Source organism: Nocardia albiluteola, from assembly GCF_018860155.1.
Lineage (GTDB): Bacteria > Actinomycetota > Actinomycetes > Mycobacteriales > Mycobacteriaceae > Nocardia > Nocardia albiluteola.
In genome coordinates, this window is the sequence record NZ_JAHKNI010000003.1 from 363,456 (window position 1) to 380,537 (window position 17,082).

General features: G+C 67.5%; 18 protein-coding genes. 13 read left to right on the forward strand and 5 right to left on the reverse strand.

Annotated elements, in window-relative coordinates:
- The first annotated feature begins 236 nt into the window (after positions 1-236).
- From KO481_RS11370 to KO481_RS11410, 9 genes are all read left to right on the forward strand, one after another.
- Positions 237-995, forward strand: a complete 759-nt coding sequence (locus tag KO481_RS11370) for an SDR family oxidoreductase (protein ID WP_215917012.1) — start codon at positions 237-239, stop codon at positions 993-995.
- Positions 967-1,806 carry an SDR family NAD(P)-dependent oxidoreductase gene (locus KO481_RS11375; RefSeq protein WP_245400740.1) on the forward strand — a complete coding sequence of 280 codons (840 nt, stop codon included), beginning with the start codon at positions 967-969 and terminating at the stop codon, positions 1,804-1,806. Before KO481_RS11370 ends, KO481_RS11375 begins: the two co-directional genes overlap by 29 nt.
- Before the next feature lie 60 nt (positions 1,807-1,866).
- Positions 1,867-2,574 carry a hypothetical protein gene (locus KO481_RS11380; RefSeq protein WP_215917013.1) on the forward strand — a complete coding sequence of 236 codons (708 nt, stop codon included), beginning with the start codon at positions 1,867-1,869 and terminating at the stop codon, positions 2,572-2,574.
- A gap of 30 nt (positions 2,575-2,604) precedes the next feature.
- Positions 2,605-3,315, forward strand: coding sequence for a DUF899 domain-containing protein (locus KO481_RS11385; protein ID WP_215917014.1), 711 nt, complete (start codon positions 2,605-2,607; stop codon positions 3,313-3,315).
- Positions 3,316-3,326: 11 nt separating this feature from the next.
- Positions 3,327-3,764, forward strand: a complete 438-nt coding sequence (locus tag KO481_RS11390; protein ID WP_215917015.1) for an SRPBCC family protein — start codon at positions 3,327-3,329, stop codon at positions 3,762-3,764.
- A 65-nt stretch (positions 3,765-3,829) separates the two neighbouring features.
- A complete protein-coding gene (locus KO481_RS11395; RefSeq protein WP_215917016.1) occupies positions 3,830-4,792 on the forward strand; it encodes a sigma-70 family RNA polymerase sigma factor in 963 nt (320 codons plus the stop codon).
- A gap of 12 nt (positions 4,793-4,804) precedes the next feature.
- Positions 4,805-5,035: a hypothetical protein gene (locus tag KO481_RS11400; RefSeq protein WP_215917017.1), complete on the forward strand. Its 231-nt coding sequence runs from the start codon at positions 4,805-4,807 to the stop codon at positions 5,033-5,035.
- A 142-nt stretch (positions 5,036-5,177) separates the two neighbouring features.
- A complete protein-coding gene (locus KO481_RS11405; protein WP_215917018.1) occupies positions 5,178-6,065 on the forward strand; it encodes an NmrA family NAD(P)-binding protein in 888 nt (295 codons plus the stop codon).
- Between the two features lie 358 nt (positions 6,066-6,423).
- Entirely contained in the window at positions 6,424-7,164 is a 741-nt protein-coding gene (locus tag KO481_RS11410; RefSeq protein ID WP_215917019.1) for an SCO6745 family protein, read from the forward strand.
- Between the two features lie 13 nt (positions 7,165-7,177).
- Here KO481_RS11410 and KO481_RS11415 read toward each other — a convergent pair whose 3' ends face one another.
- The gene (locus KO481_RS11415; RefSeq protein WP_215917020.1) at positions 7,178-7,375 is read right to left on the reverse strand and encodes a hypothetical protein; all 198 of its coding nucleotides are present in this window, start codon (positions 7,373-7,375) and stop codon (positions 7,178-7,180) included.
- Between the two features lie 102 nt (positions 7,376-7,477).
- Here KO481_RS11415 and KO481_RS11420 point away from each other — a divergent pair, with 102 nt between their 5' ends.
- Positions 7,478-8,281, forward strand: coding sequence for an alpha/beta fold hydrolase (locus KO481_RS11420; RefSeq protein ID WP_215917021.1), 804 nt, complete (start codon positions 7,478-7,480; stop codon positions 8,279-8,281).
- Between the two features lie 310 nt (positions 8,282-8,591).
- On the forward strand, positions 8,592-9,476 hold the full coding sequence (locus KO481_RS11425; protein ID WP_215917022.1) for a hypothetical protein: 885 nt from the start codon (positions 8,592-8,594) through the stop codon (positions 9,474-9,476).
- A gap of 196 nt (positions 9,477-9,672) precedes the next feature.
- Here the strand turns inward: KO481_RS11425 and KO481_RS11430 are convergent, their stop codons facing one another.
- The 4 genes from KO481_RS11430 to KO481_RS11445 form a co-directional block, all read right to left on the reverse strand.
- Positions 9,673-10,653 carry an LLM class F420-dependent oxidoreductase gene (locus KO481_RS11430; RefSeq protein WP_215917023.1) on the reverse strand — a complete coding sequence of 327 codons (981 nt, stop codon included), beginning with the start codon at positions 10,651-10,653 and terminating at the stop codon, positions 9,673-9,675.
- A 113-nt stretch (positions 10,654-10,766) separates the two neighbouring features.
- Positions 10,767-11,624: an MHYT domain-containing protein gene (locus tag KO481_RS11435; protein WP_308166514.1), complete on the reverse strand. Its 858-nt coding sequence runs from the start codon at positions 11,622-11,624 to the stop codon at positions 10,767-10,769.
- A 74-nt stretch (positions 11,625-11,698) separates the two neighbouring features.
- On the reverse strand, positions 11,699-13,387 hold the full coding sequence (locus tag KO481_RS11440) for an enoyl-CoA hydratase-related protein (protein WP_308166515.1): 1,689 nt from the start codon (positions 13,385-13,387) through the stop codon (positions 11,699-11,701).
- 419 nt (positions 13,388-13,806) lie between these two features.
- Positions 13,807-14,772 carry a LysR family transcriptional regulator gene (locus KO481_RS11445; RefSeq protein ID WP_245400741.1) on the reverse strand — a complete coding sequence of 322 codons (966 nt, stop codon included), beginning with the start codon at positions 14,770-14,772 and terminating at the stop codon, positions 13,807-13,809.
- Positions 14,773-14,908: 136 nt separating this feature from the next.
- Between KO481_RS11445 and KO481_RS11450 the strand changes: the two genes are divergently transcribed.
- Positions 14,909-16,279: an MFS transporter gene (locus KO481_RS11450; RefSeq protein WP_281066056.1), complete on the forward strand. Its 1,371-nt coding sequence runs from the start codon at positions 14,909-14,911 to the stop codon at positions 16,277-16,279.
- A 44-nt stretch (positions 16,280-16,323) separates the two neighbouring features.
- Positions 16,324-17,073 carry a 3-hydroxybutyrate dehydrogenase gene (locus tag KO481_RS11455; protein ID WP_215917358.1) on the forward strand — a complete coding sequence of 250 codons (750 nt, stop codon included), beginning with the start codon at positions 16,324-16,326 and terminating at the stop codon, positions 17,071-17,073.
- The last annotated feature ends 9 nt before the right edge of the window (positions 17,074-17,082 follow it).

A 17,082-nucleotide genomic window follows, 5' to 3' on the forward strand; every position in this document is an offset into this window, starting at 1 on the left:
ACGGCATGCCAGGGCATCACCGATTCGCGTCCAGCCGAGGGCTCCGTGCGGTGTCTCGGACATTGAGACGCGCCACAGCGGGCTCGAGGTGTGCCCGAATCGGGACCGATGACTTTCGCGGTGAGCTCGCCTCTGTATGTGTAGGAGGTGATCGGCATGACCGCAACGGTCGTGATTCAGTATCAAGCACGCAGCCATTACCAGAGGCGTGAGCGGCTTCTCGCGGGAGAGCCGGAATGAGCCCGGCGGACCGACCAGGCACCACCGCAGTGGTCACCGGTGCCGGCCGGGGCTTCGGAGCTGGGATCGCGGCTGCGCTGATCGGGCAAGGGCACAGGGTCGTCGGTGTGGCGCGTACCGCCGACGACCTGGCGGATGTGCAGCGGGAGCTGGGTTCGGAATTTGTCCCGATAGTCGCTGACGCGACCGTTGCGGAGACCGCCGCGTCGCTGATCGAGGAATACCAGCCGACGCTGCTGGTGCTCAACGCGGGCGCGAGTCCCGGTATCGGCCCGGTGCACGAACAAACGTGGGAATCGTTCAGCCGCAACTGGCAGGTCGACACGCAGCACGCCTTCCACTGGATCGGCGCTGCTCTGCGGCACCCCCTGCCACCGGGAAGCCTGGTGGTGGCGATCTCCAGCGGCGCCGCCGTGGGCGGCTCACCGCTCAGCGGCGGATACTCCGGCGCGAAGGCGATGATCCGATTTCTCGCCGGGTACGCCGCCGAGGAATCCCGTCGCGCCGGACTCGGCATCGGCTTTGCCACCGTGCTGCCACAACTGACCCCCGCCACCGCGCTCGGCGCTGCCGGGGTAGCCGCGTACGCAGACCGTCAGGGAGTCGACACCGTCACCTTCGCGGCGGCTTTCGAACCGCTGCTCACCCCTGATCTGGTCGGATCCGAGATCGCGCGTCTCTGTCAGGACACGGACACCCCGGACGAACACCGCGTGTATCAGCTCAATGGCCGCGGTCTTCACGCGCTGGCGTGAACAACAGAAAGAGAAGGTTATGTTGCTTGAAAGCAAGAACGTCGTTGTCTACGGCGCAGCAGGCGCGATTGGTAGTGCGGTGGCCCGCGCATTCGCGCACGAAGGCGCCAAGGTATTTCTGACGGGCCGCAATCTGGACACAGTGGAGACTGTCGCGAAGGAGATCACGGCGGCGGGCGGCGCGGCCGAAAGCGCCGTGGTCGATGCCGGCGACGAGAAAGCGGTGACCGACCATCTAGCTGCGGTCGTCGCCGACGCGGGCAGCATCGACGTGTCGTTCAACGCGATCGGAATCTCACCGCGAGGACTGCAGGGAATCCCGTTCACCGAATTGCCGGTCGAGAATTTCATGCGCCCGATCACGACCTACACCCAGGCTCATTTCGTCACCGCGAAATCTGCTGCACGACACATGATCGCCCAGCGGTCGGGGGTGATCATGATGAACACACCCGAACCGGCCCGCCTGCCGATGCCTCTGGTGGGCGGCATGAGCGTCGGCTGGGCGGCCATGGAAGGTCTCAACCGGGCGCTGTCGACCGAATGGGCACAGCACGGCGTCCGCACGATTTGCCTGCGCACCACCGGCATGGCGGAGACACCGACCATCCACACCGTGTTCGGGCTACACGCGGATGCGATCGGTATGGCGAAGGATCAATTGCTCGAGATGGAGGGTGCGATGACCCACCGCAAGCGGTTGACCGCACTGGATGAACTGGCGCAGGCGGCAGTGTTGCTCGCCTCCGACCGGGCATCGGCGATGACCGGCACTGTCGCCAACTTGACCGGCGGACTCATCGTCGACTGACCACGGTGCCCCGACCATCGTGCCGGTGGCCGGGGCACCGTCAATTCAAGGAGCAAAGCAATGAACGATCTACTTGCGACCGCGGTCGCCGCGCACGGCGGTCTGGACCGGTGGAACCGGATCAAGACGATCCGAGTCGACGCCGCTATCAGCGGGGCCTTCTGGCAGATGAAGGAAAAAGCAGATGCGATGAGCAACGTCCGCTTCGAGGTGGACACCACACGGCAACAGCTGACCATGGACTACCTCACTCAGGACCGACGCTCGGTGTTCCAACCCGACCGCGTCGTCCTGCAACGACCCGACGGCACAGTCGTCGACACGCGCGAGGACCCGGAACGCTCGTTCGACGGCCACGAGTTCCAAAGCCCGTGGGACGACCTGCATCTCGCATACTTCACCGGAGAAGCACTATGGACGTACTTGAATGGGCCGTTTCTGTTGACCTGGCCTGGGTTCGTTTGCGAAGAGATCGCGCCCGTCGAGGTCGATGGTGAAACGTGGCGGCGTTTGAGTGTGGCCTTCCCCGATCACGTCAAGAGCCACACCCGCAAGCAGGTGTTCTGCTTCGGCCCGGACGGGCTGCTGCGCCGCCACGACTTCACCATCGACATCGTCGACCCGACCACCGAATCACACCTCTATGCCGCCGACTACCGCGATATCGACGGCATCATCATCCCGGCCACCCGCCGGGCCTACGCCCCGATGGGCGACGACCAGATCGTCTTCGTCGCCATCGACATGGCCGACATCACCATCCGTTGATCCCAAATCTCCCGAGACGAGGACATCACGATGAGCAACACCCACCGAGCCCCGGTCGTCACGCAGGCGGAATGGGAGGCCGCGCGTGTGCGGCTGCTGGCGAAGGAGAAAGAGCTGACTTGCGCTCGCGACGCCCTGGCCGCGGACCGCAGGCGGATGCCGTGGTTGAAGATCGACCAGGAATATGTCTTCGACGGGCCCAGTGGAACCGTGCGCTTGCCCGACCTGTTCGAGGGCCGCCGCCAACTGCTGCTCTACCGAGCCTTCTTCGAGCCGGGGGTGGACGGCTGGCCCGACCACGCGTGCGTCGGCTGCTCCCTGATGGCCGACCAGATCGCCCATCAAGCGCATCTCCATGCCCGCGACACCACACTCGCCTTCGCCTCCCGTGCATCGCAACCCGACATCGAGCGGGTGAAAGCGCGCACGGGCTGGTCCATGCCCTGGTACACGATCACCGACGGTTTCGACGCCGACTTCGGCGTGGCCGACTGGTACGGCACGAACGCCTTCATTCGCGACGGCGACACTGTCTACCGCACCTATTTCATCAACGACCGTGAGCATGAGCCGATGGGCGCAACGTTGAGTTCCCTCGACTTCACCGCACTCGGACGCCAAGAGGACTGGGAGGACTTACCCGAAGGCTACCCCCGGGTGCCGCGATTCTCGTGGCTGAAGCGACATGACGAATACGGCCCGACCGAGCCCGCAGGCCGGCCCAGCACTGTCGACAGATAGGCGGTACCCCGATGAACAGCGGCTTCCCAGATGCGGTTGCGACACTCACCATTTCCCACGCCCCCGCCAGGGTTTGGGCGGCGATCACCGACCCCGCTGATATCAAGCAGTACTTCTTCGGCACTGAAGTCGTCACCGACTGGCAGATCGGCCAACCGATCGTCTGGCGCGGAGAATGGCAGGGCAAGTCCTTCGAGGACCACGGGAAGGTGCTCGAATTCGAGCCATTGCAGCGCTTCAGCGTGACACATTACAGCCCGCTCACAGGTTTGCCCGATTTGCCAGAGAACTATCACACCGTCACTTATGCCGTGGAGCCCACCGCGGATGGCACCACGCTGACCATTCGGCAGAGCCGCAACCGCAGCGAGGGCGAGGCCGCCGAGTCGGAGAAGTTGTGGCGGATGGTTCTCGACAATCTCAACCAATACCTCGCACGAAACAATTGACTCGAAAGCCTCGATTGCCGGCTTCCGGCGACCCGACGCGACACCCACAACAGGATCGGCGGATCATGCACACTGTGACCGAGACCAAGGCCGGTAACGAGGACTTCGGACGGTTGAGTGAACCGTTCCGACGCGAGCTGCTCGCCTACTGCTACCGCATGCTCGGCTCGGTCGATGACGCCGAGGAAGTGGTTCAAGACGTCTATCTCGACGCCTGGCGTGCATACGACCGGTTCGAGGGCCGATCGTCGTTGCGGACCTGGCTGTACCGCATCGCGACCAGGGCGTGCTTCAAAGCACTGGAGAAAAGTAGACGCAGGCCACTGCCCGCTGATCTCCATGGCCCCGAGACAAACCTGGACATCAGCCGGGTCGAGAGATCCCCGGAAATACCTTGGCTGCAACCGATACCCGACTTCCTATTCACCACCGCACCGGCCGACCCGGCGGCGGTCGTGGTGGAACGACAGACAATGCGGCTCGCACTGGTGGGAGCGCTCCAACAACTGCCACCCCGACAGCGAGCGGTGCTGATTCTCCGCGACGTGCTGCAATGGCGGACCGCCGAGGTCGCGCAACTTCTGGAAATGACCACGGCAGCCGTCAACAGCGCAATCCAACGCGCCCGAACCCTGGCCCCGATCAGCCCAGACGACCTGACCGAACCCGCCGAGCCACAGCAGCGGGCCCTGCTCGACCGCTACGTCAGCGCCTTCGAGACCGCGGATGTCGACCAACTCATCGCGGTATTGACCGAGGACGCCAGATGGGAAATGCCGCCGATCGCGACCTGGTTCGCAGGCCGCGATACCGTACTCGCCTTCCTCGCCAAACAGATGCGAATGATCGGGCCGACCCGGCTGGTCGCCACCTCCGCCAACGGACAGCCTGCCTTCGCGGTCTACGCGCGCGGCCGAGACGGTGAATATCACCCTCACGCGCTGCACGTCCTGACGCTGACGAGCGAGGGCGTCGGCCGGATCGTCGCGTACCACGGCACAGGGTTGTTTCCGCTGTTCGGACTCTGACACAGCAACGCGATGTCCGAGCGGGAAGGGACGGCCGCAGGCAGTGCGGCACTCGACAGGCAGCTGCGGCTGTTTTGCTATCTCATGCTCGGCTCGGCCGACGCCACCGACCGCATGATGCGACGGATCTACCGTCACGCACTCGATCATCAAGACGACCAACAGGATCAACGATCAGAACGTCTCCGACTGTTCAGCATCGCCGCCGACCTTTGCGGGGTCCGCAATTGTTCATCGCACTGACAAGAGCGCTACGTACATAGCGTTACCAGCGCCGCTGCTTCCGCGGTTCGGTCTCGACGCAGAGTTGCCGGATTGCGGGACAGCCGAAATTCCGTGCGCTCACGGCGATGAGCTCCGAAACGATCAACCAAGGACGTGACACATGCAACCCACGACAGATCGGCCGACGTTTCTGGTAACCGGAGCGGCTGGGTCGACCGGACGACGGGCCACGCGACTGCTGCTCGAGCGCGGGTACGCGGTGCGGGCGTTCGTGCGAGTCGACGATGACCGCGCACGGGCACTCGCGGACGCGGGAGCAGAGGTCGTCGTGGGCGACATGTTCCGGCTCGACGACCTCAGCCGGGCGTTGGAAGGCGTGTGCTCGGCATATTTCGTGTACCCGATCGCCCCGGGCCTGTTGGAGGCCACCGCGGTCTTCGCGCAGGCCGGCGCGGACACCGGGGTCCGGGCAGTGGTGAACATGTCGCAAATCTCGGCGCGCCGAGAAGCTGCGAGCAATGCCGCCCAACAGCACTGGATCGGCGAACGGTTGTTGGATCGAGCACCGTTCGCCGTAACCCATTTACGCCCAACGTTCTTCGCCGACAATTTCCTCTTCTCCAGCCGTTCCATCGCGCAGGAAGGCGTATTCCGCTACCCGTTCGGCGACGGCCGGCACGCGCCCATCGTTGCCGAAGACCAGGCTCACGTCATCGCCGCCGTCATGGCGGACCCTGAGCCCCACGCTGGTAAGACCTACCCGCTGCACGGTCCGGTCGAAATGAACCATGACGAAATCGCCGAATCGTTCTCCAAAGTTCTGGGCAGAACCATCGCCTACGAGCCCATCGATATCGACCGCTTCGCCCAGTTCCTCACTGGGGCAGGATATTCCGCGCACCTCGTCCAGCATCTGAGCAGTGTCTCGATCGACTACCGGAACGGAATATTTTCGGGTACCAACGATGTCGTCCGCAGCGTGGGCAAGACAATTCCGACAACCATCGAGGAGTTTATTGCCGCCCACCGCGCGGTCTTCACGCCGTGAGCCTTGCCGGCTCATCGCCGCAATCGCCGGAACCACGTGAACTCCGAACGCCACCAACAAACCTCATGGGTGCAGTACATCGAACTGAACCGCGAGAACTGGTACGCGCCGATCACGATCGGAGACCCGACCGCCTTCTGGCAGATCGACGTGATCGTGCCACAGGAGAAGCTGCCCACCCCGTCCCGCAGGGCCATTGGGGCTGCGATGGCGCGGTCCCCCCACAAGCCAGGTCGGACAAGGAGACACGATCTCCTCCAGCCGCAGGCACACTGGGACGGTCAACTGTATTGCTGCGGTGTGGGTTTGATCCTGAGATAGGGTTCGGGCGAGTACTCGACGAGGGAAAGGCCCGGATGTGTCGCTAGCCGCCGCAGTCAAACTGCCGATTCAGAAGATCGGCGCCGGTTTCATGTTCTCCCGGGAGGCCAAGGCGTTCGGCGCCACCACCGGCGTCCCGGGCTTCCTCGGTCCCTACACCCGCGGTCGCGGCGGCGTGCTGGGCGAGGTGGATGCGGACGTGGTGACCTCGGCCTTCGGGTTCTTCCCCGCCGAAACGATCCGCGCCGCGTGGGAATCGGTGCAGATGCCCGCGGAGAAGGCGGCCGCGGGCTACCTGGGTGTGTGCCAGGATTTCGGCCGGCGCAAGCTCGGCGAGTTCGCGGGGGCGGGCCGGATCGCCGAGCTGCTGGCCCCGGTCGCCGCGGCGGCTGATCCGGCCGGTGTCGCGCTGTTCGCGGGCTGGCGGGCGCTGCCGCTGGCCGCCGACGATCCGGCGCGGGCACTGCAGCTGATTCAGGTGCTGCGCGAACTGCGGGGCGGCCTGCATCTGCTGGCCACGCGGGCGAGCGGGCTGACCCCGCGCGAATCGGTCCTGACCGGCGGCTCGTGGCGGCACGACGGCACCCATCAGGCGCAGGAATTCGGCTGGCCCGAGCCGTACGAGGAGACCACCCCCGAGCTGCGGCGGCGTTGGGAGGCCGCGGAGGCGCTGACCGACGAGCTGATCGCCCCGGCGTTCGCGGTGCTGGACGAGCAGCAGGGCCGGGAGCTCACCGAGCTGCTGACCGCCGCGGACGCGGTCGTCTGGCCGCGCTGACCCGGGCGCGCGCTCAGTCCTCGCTGCTGGTCCGGCCGGCGAGATAGTCCAGCAGGGCGGGGGTGGCGGGGCAGGTGATCCGGTCCGCCTCCGCCCCGCCGGTGCACTCGTACAGGCTCACGGCGATGCTCCCGGCGCGCCGACCCGCGACACGCCAGATGCCGCCGGAATCGGCCCAGCGCCGCAACACATCCACGGGATCGTCTGGCACGAAATCCCTCCTTCTCGCCGTGTCGGTACCGATGATTGTGGTGTCCGAGGCCCGTCTTACCTATGACATCGCCTCTCCCACCCCATCATCGAGGAAGACATCATGAGTACAGCCACCGTCGTGTCCAAGGACGGCACCACGATCGCCTACGAGCGTATCGGCAGCGGACCCGCGGTGGTCCTGGTCGACGGCGCGATGGCCAATCGCGAACTGGGCCCGTGCCGCGCCGTGGCGCAGGAACTTTCGTCCGACCACACCGTCTACTTCTACGATCGCCGCGGGCGCGGTGAGAGCGGCGACACCGCACCCTACGCGCCCGAGCGGGAGATCGAGGATCTGGAGGCGATCGTGGCCGAAGCCGGTGAGCCGGTGACGATCTGCGCATTCTCCTCCGGCGTGCCGCTCACCCTGGCCGCGGTGAAGGCGGGCCTGGCCGTGAAAAGGCTTGCGCTGTACGAATTCCCGATGGTCGTCGACGATTCGCGGCCGCCGGCGCCGCCGAAGTACCAGCGCACGATCAACGAGATGATCGATGCCGGCAAGCCCGGCGACGCGGTGAAGTACTTCATGCGCCGCGGCGTGCGGCTGCCTGCTGCGCTGGTCGCGCTGTTCCCGATCATGCCGGACTGGTCGAAGCTGAAGCAGGTCGGCCACACCCTGGCCTACGATATGCACTTCATGGGCGATGCGCTGGACGGCAATCCGATCCCGGCCGGGCGCTACGACTGGGTGGGCGTGCCGACCGCCGTCTACGCGGGCAGCAAGAGCCCGGCCTGGATGCGCAACGCCAATGCCGCACTCGCGGAGTCGATCCCGGGCGCAAGCCTGACGGTGCTGCCGGGGCAGACGCACATGGTCAAGGCGAAGCTCTTCGTGCCGACGCTGCGCGAATTCCTCACCGCCTGAGCGCATTGCGAGTCGCCCGGCCCCTGTGCGGGCCGGGCGTTCGCGTATCTGCTTCGGAGGCAGGCTAACTCGGCCGACGCCGACGCCGACGCGCCCCTGACCCTGGCCCTGGCCGGCCCGGTGCTGAGGATCGGCTGACGAATCGGCCGCCACGCTGTCCTAGGGTGCGATCCGGCGATTGAATCGTGGTGACAGTGCCGAACGATGGGAGGTGCCGGTGCGGCGGGACTGCAGAGTTGGTGCGACCGGGAGTCGATGGCGTGCTGCGGTATTCGAACTCACCCGGGCCGCCCTCGCGCCGTGGCGCGCGGTGACGCGCGGCCCGCGTACTGCGGCGGTGGCGATGCTGGCCACGGCGCTGCTGTTCGCGGCGGGCTGCGGGACGCATTCCGCCGTGGCGACAACCCAGCCATCCGCCCCCGCGACGGCCGCCCGCCCTGCATCGGAGGTCGGGCACTGGCTGATCACCGCGACGGCGATACAGCGCCTCAGGGGCGCGGGCATGAGCGCCGCGGACGAGGCGGCGGCATTCGATAACCCCGGCACGTATCTGACCGGCGATACCGGCGAGGCGGTCACAGGGCTCGCGCACGCGATGCGGGCGCAGACGTTCACCAGTGTGGCGGCCCTGCGCCAAGCCCTCGATGCCGGTCGCGTCGGCCCGCAGGTCCGGGCGATCGTCTACGACAACGAGGACTGGTCCCTGACACCGCCCGCCGAGCAGCGCGATCCGGCCGCCGCCGAGGCCCAGGCCGCGGACCTCGCACACGCCCACCACCTGCTGCTGATCGCGACTCCGGCGACCACCCTCACGCGCGTGCTCGCGCCCGGGCAGCGCGGGTACCCGGCCTATCTGTCGCTCGGCATCGCCGCCGCGGCGGCCAAGGTCGCCGACGTCATCGACATCCAGTCCCAGGGCGCGGAGGCCGACACCGCCACCTTCACCGACTTCGTCCGCCAGGCCGCCGCCCAGGCTCGGCAGGCGAATCCGCACGTCACGGTGCTGGCCGGGCTGAGCACCAACCCGAGCGGAAGCCAGGTGACCGCCGACCAGTTGAAGGCCGCGATCACCGCGACGCACACCCTCGTCGACGGCTACTGGCTCAACATCCCCGCCGCGGGCACAGCCTGCCCGCGGTGCGGACAGGCCCGGCCCCAGGTCGCCATCGACCTGCTGCGAAGCCTGGGCAGCTGACGGCCCGAACGCCGAGAACGGTGCCGATGGACCAGGAACCGCGCGGTCCGCGGGCCGGCCTCACACCGGCGCGCGGTCGGGGCCGTTGTGCGCGTGGGGGATTCGCGTCCGCTCAGCGCCGGACACGGATGAACTCGCGCTCAGCGCATGGCCGGGTTGACCTCGCGCTCAGCGCCGCGCCGGGTTGACCTCGCGCTCAGCGCAGGGCCGGGATGACCTCACGCTCGAAGAGTTCGATCCCCGAGGTGTCGTACGCCGCCTCGGGGAAGTTCAGGATCGCGTAGCCCAGCCCCAGGTCGCGCATGCGGGCGATGCGCTCGATCAGCTGCTCGGGGGTGCCGCCGACCACAGTCTGCGAGACCCGGGCCGTGGCCTCCTCCGCGCCGAGGACCGGGGCGACCCGATCCGCGACGGCGGCCAGCCGGTCGGCGACCTCGGCCTCGGTCGCACCGACCACCACCGTGAAGTTGCCGCTGCGCACGATCGCGTCGAAATCGGTTCCCACGCTTACGCAGTGCTCGCGCAGCAGTTCGGACTTGCGGGCGAACTCCTCGGGCACGGGGCTGAAGTTGGTGTACTGGGCGTACCGCGCGGCGATCCGCAGCGTGACCTTCTCCCCGCCGCCCGCGATCCAGAGCGGAATTCCGCCGTCCTGCAACGGAAGCGGGCGCACGATCGCGTCGTTCACCTGATAGTGCTTGCCCTCCAGCGTGGCCCGGCCGGTGGTCCAGGCCTGCCGGAAGATCTGCACGCCCTCGTCCAGGCGGCCCAGACGCTCACCGGCGGAAGGGAATCCGTATCCGTAGGCGCGCCACTCGTGTTCGTACCAGCCGCCGCCGATGCCCATCTCGACGCGGCCGCCGGAGATCAGGTCCACCGTGGCCGCGACCTTCGCCAGATACGCCGGATTGCGATAGCTCATCGCGGTGCACATCTGGCCCAGCCGGATGCGGTCGGTGCTGGCGGCGAACGCCGACATCAGCGTCCAGGCCTCGTGGGTGGCCTCGTCGGTGGGGACCGGCACGGTGTGGAAGTGGTCGAACACCCACAGCGACTCCCAGTCCGGATTCGCGTCGGCGCGCCGGGCCAGCTCCCGCATCACCGCCCACTGCTCGGCCGGATCGATGCCGACCAGATCCAGGCGCCAACCCTGGGGAATGAAGATGCCGAAGCGCACCGGGACAACTCCTTCGCGTAGACGAGTGGCCCGCGGCGGATCGCGCCGCGGCACCCGGTCCACTCTTGCGGATCGCTACCGGGGCAGCAACTCCACGCGCTGACGCATGCCGCTCAGTCGTCGCTGGGCATCGCCCGCGGCCAGGCCCGCCCGCTGCTGGGCAGTGCGGAGGGATCGGTGGTCAGCACCCGGGACCTGCTCGGTATCGGATCGGCCACCGCCGCCGTGGCCTCGGCGGTGCCGCGCTCGTCGAGCTCGGCGACGCCGACCAGGACGATCAGCATCATCGTCACCAGGGTGACGGACATGATCAGCGGGGTGAGCAACTGCACCGGGTCCACACCGCCGGAGGACATGGTCATGTCCGAACCGGAGTGCTTGGCCACCGACATCGAGGCCATGCCGGTGTAGTGCATGCCGGTCACCGCGATACCCATGATCAGGGCGGCGCCGATGGTGGCGGGAAATCCCTTGACGTGCAGCATGAACCAGAAGGCCGCGGTCGCGGCGACGACCGCGATGAGCACCGACAGCGCCACGGTCCCCGCGCCGTAGTGCATGTCGGCATCGGACCTCATCGCGAACATGCCCATGTAGTGCATCGCCGCGACGCCGAGGCCCGTAATGAGCCCGCCGATCGGCAGCGCGAGGATCTCGCGCCGCCACCGCACCACGATCGAGAGCCCGGCCCACACCACCACAATCGCGACCACGGCGCTGGCGAGGGTGAGCGGCACGTCGTAGCGAATGTTGGCGCCGTGGATGGAGAAACCGAGCATGGCGGTGAAATGCATGACCCAGATACCGGCGCCGCCGAGGGCGATCGCGGCGGCCGCGAGCCAGCCGCCCGGCCATTTCGCGGTCCGGGCGTGGAATGCGCACCGCAGTCCGAGCACGGAGCCGATGACGGACATGATGTAGGCCAGAACGGGTGTCACCCAGCCGTAGCTGAAGTGATCGATTTCTAACACGTGATACTCCGTTGTTCCGGAAAAAGCGATGCCGGGACCATAGTCGAATTCGCCGGGTATGTGAAGCTGATCGTTTACCGGAGTAGGTATGCCGGGGTGACCTTCGGCTTGGTGCCGTAGACGAAATCCCGGCGCAATTCGTGGTATGGCTCGTCGGGCTCGAAGAAGTTGCGGCGCATATGCGCCAATTCTTCTTCCCGATATGCGGCAAGGGGTTTGGCGGCCTCGTCGGCCACGCGGCGCCGCTTCTTGCCCAGCAGGCGCTCGCCCAGTTGGGGGGAGGAGGCCAGGGCCGCGGCCTCGCCGCGCGCCCAGGCCCAGAATTCCGCGGCGCTGCCCGCGGCGACGCGGTCGACCAGGCCCATGATCGCGCCCTCGCGGGCGCCCACCGGAAGGGGGGTGCCGGTGAGGCGCTGTGCCTCGGCCGCGCCGACGCGCCGGGGCAGGGTGTAGGTCCAGTACTCCGACCCGTAGAGGCCCATCAGGGTGTAGTGCGGGTTGAGCACGACCGATTCGCGGCACCAGACCTCGTCGGCGGCCAGGGCCAGCATCACCCCACCGGCGGCGGCGTTGCCCGCCAGCGCGGAGATCACGAGCTTGTCCGTGGTGGTCAGGATCGCCTCGACCAGATCGTCCATGGCATTGATGTTCTGCCAGGACTCCTGCGCCGGATCGGCCGCGGCCTCGATGACGTTGAGATGGATACCGTTGGAGAAGAAGTCGCGCGCCGGGCCCAGCACGAGCACGTCGATCGGGCGGCGGCACGCGTCCCGGTACGCCTCGAGCAGGCGGCGGCACCGGCGGGTGTCCATCGCGCCGCCGGGGAAGGCGAATTCCAGATAGCCAACCGTGCCCTGCTCCCGATAGCGCAGCTCGGACCAGGTATCGCGCCCGGCGGCCGCGGCTGGGGTGAGCGGCTCCACGGGGACGCCGTCGAGGGCGGCTCCCAGCACATCGGTGGCGGGGCGCTTGAATGTGGCAGGCCCGCCGGGGGTCCGGCGCGGGCGTAGCTGCGGGATCCACACCGCCCCGTCGACGGTGGCGCGACAGATGGCCCCGTCGCGGGTGGCGATGACGGTGCCCGGGATGCCGTGCAGCCGATCCTCGTAATGTGCTCCGGGAACGAAGTATTCGCGCCCGAACAGCACATCCAGCACGCCGGGCTGGGAGTCGGCGGCGCGGAGCTTGCGCAGCACCGTGGCGGTGGTGTCGATCGACCAGTCGATGTGGCGGAACTCCTGGGCGTGGTAGGGCCGCAGCCGGCCACGTACGTCGGGGCGCGTGTAGTCCAGGGGTTCGGGGACGTAGGTGCCGGCGGCGAACCGGTCCACCGCCAGCAGCACGGCGCGCACGGCGGCGTCGGCGACCTCGTTGCGGTACAGCTCGCTCTTCCCGCACTCCGGGACCGCGAAGGTCTCGGTGGCCCAGATGGGACCCGCGTCCATCTCGGCGACGGCCTGCAGCACGGTGACGCCCCATTCGGTGGCGCCCTCGGAGATCGCCCAGTCCAGGGAGGACGGCCCGCGGTCACCCATCGGCCCGGGATGCACGATCAGCACCGGGATCCGGCTCCAGACGTCCTCGGGGATCGCGGTGGTCAGCATGGGCGCCACGATCAGATCGGGATCGAAGGTCTCCACCCGCGCACGTAGCAGATCCCCGCCCAGGGCCAGTTCCACGCCGATGTCGTGCTGGTCGCGCAGCTCGGTGTGGACGCGTTGGGTAAGGCTGTTGAACGCGCTGGCGACCAGCAGGATGCGCACGGTGTTCCTCCATCAGGCAGGTGTTCGGAAACGCGCACTCGGTGCCGGGTGCTGGTTCAGTCGAAAAAGCTAGCCAAATGAGGGCTCGGACGCATCTTTGCGAACGCGATATGGCGTCCGCACAAGGCCCGGTCGGGGCGGTGAGTTCGATTGGCCGACAAGATTTCCGAGCTGGCCGGGGCATGCACTCGAAGGGCAGGCTACCGCGCGGCAATCGGCAATGGGGCGGCATGGGCATCGGATATGTGAGTAGGCAAGACTCTTGCGCGTCTGTGACCTCGTCACATGAGGGACTCGACCCGGGGTGCGGCACTTGAATGGCCATTTGCGGCGGGCGTTTTCGTGGATGCTCCGGGTGTTCGAATGCCCCCCGTAGCGTGTTGATGTCATGTCACATATACGTCATTGTCGTATGCGCGTTATTCCGTTGGGGAATCGGGAAATTCGGCCGTGCGATAGGGAAATTCGGCCGTGGCGCCGAGCATGGCGTGCCGCTGTTCGGTGACCAGTTCATCGATCGCGTCGACCACGGCGCTCACCTCCGGGCGGCGCAGGGTCTCCGCGCGGGCCACGAGCCAATAGCTCAGCCGCACGGCCACCTTGTCGGGCAGAACCCGGACGAGGTCGGGGTGCCGATCGGCCATGAAGCACGGCAGCAGCCCCAGTCCGGCCGCCGCGCGGGTGGCCTCCACGTGCACGAAAACGTTGGTGGAGGAGACTGATTCGCGCATCGCGGGCGCGAAACTCGAGGCCAGATCCAGATCGTCGACCTGCAGCATCGCCTCGATGAAGTAGACCAGCGGATGGCGGTGGAGTTCCCCGACGGTGTCCGGGGCGCCGTGCTCGGCCAGATAGCCGCGCGAGGCATACAGGCCCAGGCAGTAGTCGCCGAGGCGGCGCGCCTGCGCGCGCAGCACCCGTGGCCGCCCGACCACCACCTCGAGGTCCAGGCCCGAGCGCTGTGTCGAGGCCCGGCGGGTGGCGGCCACCAGTTCGACCGCTATCCGGGGGTGCCGCCGCTGCACCCGGACCGCGGCGGGGGCGGCGACGTAGGCACTGAACCCGTCGGTCGCCGAGATCCGCACCACCCCCTCGAGGGTCCGGCCGCCGTCGGCGCCCAGGGAGCGGACGGCGGCCTCCACCGCCTCGGCCGCGGCCAGCGCCCCGCGGCCCAGATCGGTGAGCTCCCAGCCGCCGCTGGCGCGGGCCAGCACCCGCCCGCCCAGCGCGCGCTCGAGTGCGGCGATGCGCCGCGAGACGGTGGTGTGATCGATGCCGAGTTCGTCTGCGGCCGACACGAATCGGCCCGTCCGGCCGACCGCGAGCAGCACCAGTAGATCGTCCGCGCTGGGGCGGCGGAGCGGTTCTGGGGTCATCGCCTTCATATCTGCAGTTTTGCAGATACCAGGTGCGGATCTGGGCATTGCGGGCGCGGATATCTGCACCAATACTCGGACCATTGATGTGTCGGCCATCACATCCTGCTGGTGAATGTGGTCGCAGTCACGAAGGAGAAATGCGATGAGAGTGTCCAATCCGACACGGCCGGGCGGAGATTCGGGCGGAATGCTGGCCGGATTGCGGCGAGTGGTGCTGGCCTCGATGGCCGGCACGGTCGTGGAATGGTACGAATTCTTCCTCTACGGCACCGCGGCCACGCTGGTGTTCAGCAAGGTGTTCTTTGCCAAGGGCGGCAACGAATTGGACGGCGTCCTGGACGCATTCCTCACGTACGCGGTCGGATTCGCCGCGCGGCCGCTCGGCGGGATCGTCTTCGGCTATTTCGGCGACCGGTACGGGCGCAAGACGTTGCTGCAGTTCAGTCTGCTGCTGGTCGGCGCCTCGACCTTCCTGATGGGCTGCCTGCCCACCTTCCATCAGGTCGGCTACTGGGCCCCGGTGCTGCTGGTGCTACTGCGATTCCTGCAGGGCTTCGCGGTCGGCGGCGAATGGGGCGGGGCGGTGCTGCTGGTGGCCGAGCACGCGCCCAGTCGCACCCGCGGCTTTTGGGCGAGCTGGCCGCAGTCCGGGGTGCCCGCCGGAAACATGATCGCGACCGTCGTGCTGCTGATCCTGACCAACACGCTGTCGGACGCGGCATTCCTGAGCTGGGGCTGGCGCGTGGCGTTCTGGCTGTCGGCGGTGATCGTGTTCATCGGATACTACGTGCGCACGAAGGTCAGTGACGCGCCGATTTTCGTTGCCGCGCAACGGGAGCTGGAGGAGAGCAGGGCACGCTCCGAGGGCGTGTTCGAGGTGCTGCGGCGGTATCCGCGCGGAGTGTTCACCGCGATGGGCCTGCGCTTCGGTGAGAACGTGATGTATTACCTGGTGGTCACCTTCAGCATCACCTACCTCTCGGTGCATCTGCACATGAAAACGCAGGTCATCCTGTGGTGGCTGCTGGCCGGACACGCCGTGCACTTCTTCGTGATCCCGGCCGTCGGGCGCCTCGGCGACCGGATCGGGCGGCGGCCGGTGTATCTGGTGGGCGCGCTGGCCACGGCCACGTGGGGCTTCTTCGCCTTCCCGATGATGGACAGTAGGCACAACGCGGTCATCATGGCCGCGCTCATCCTCGGGCTGGTCTTCCACGCGTTGATGTATGCCGGGCAGCCCGCGATCATGGCCGAGATGTTCCCGACCCGGATGCGGTATTCCGGTGTGTCCCTGGGCTATCAGGTGACCTCGATCGTGGCCGGATCGCTCGCACCGATCATCGCGGTGCGGCTGTTGAAGTCGTTCGGCAGCTCGGTGCCGATCGCGTGGTACCTGGCCGGTTCGGCGGCGATCACCGTGGTCGCGGTGCTGTTCACACGCGAGACACACGGCATCGACCTCGAGGCCGTGGACCGGGCCGACGCCGCGCGGACCGATAGGGTTGCCGCGTGACGGAGCGATCGAACGGCGCGGCCGAGGGTGCGGACGGATCGTCGATGAGGGGCGAGCTCTCCGGCCGGACGGCCCTGGTGACCGGTGGCGGCGCGGGAATCGGGGCCGCGTGCGCGCGCGAGCTCGCCACCCGGGGTGCATTCGTGACCGTCGCCGATGTCGACGGCGACGCGGCGGGCGCCCTGGCCGACGAGATCGGCGGCGCGGCGTGGGTGGTCGACCTGCTCGAGGTCGGCGCGCTCGAGGAGCTGCGGCTCGAGACCGACATCCTGGTCAACAATGCCGGAGTCCAAACCATTAGTCCCATCGAGGATTTCGCGCCCGCCCGGTTCCGCCGGATGCTCGCGCTGATGGTGGAGGCGCCGTTCCTGCTGGTGCGCGCGGCGCTGCCGGGCATGTACGAGCGGGGCTTCGGGCGGATCGTGAATATTTCGTCGGTACACGGGATCCGGGCCTCGCCGTACAAGTCCGCGTACGTCACCGCCAAGCATGCGCTCGAGGGCCTGTCCAAGGTGACCGCGCTCGAGGGCGGCCCGCACGGGGTGACCAGCAACTGCGTCAATCCCGGCTACGTGCGAACCGCGTTGGTGGACAAGCAGATCGCCGACCAGGCGGCCGCGCACGGCATTGGCGAGCAGGAGGTACTCGAGAAGGTACTGCTCACCGAGAGCGCGATCAAACGACTCATCGAGCCCGCCGAGGTGGCCTCGCTGGTCGCCTGGCTCTCCTCCGATACCGCGGGCATGGTGACCGGAGCGTCGTATGTGATGGACGGCGGGTGGAGCGCCCGCTGAGGGTGGGCG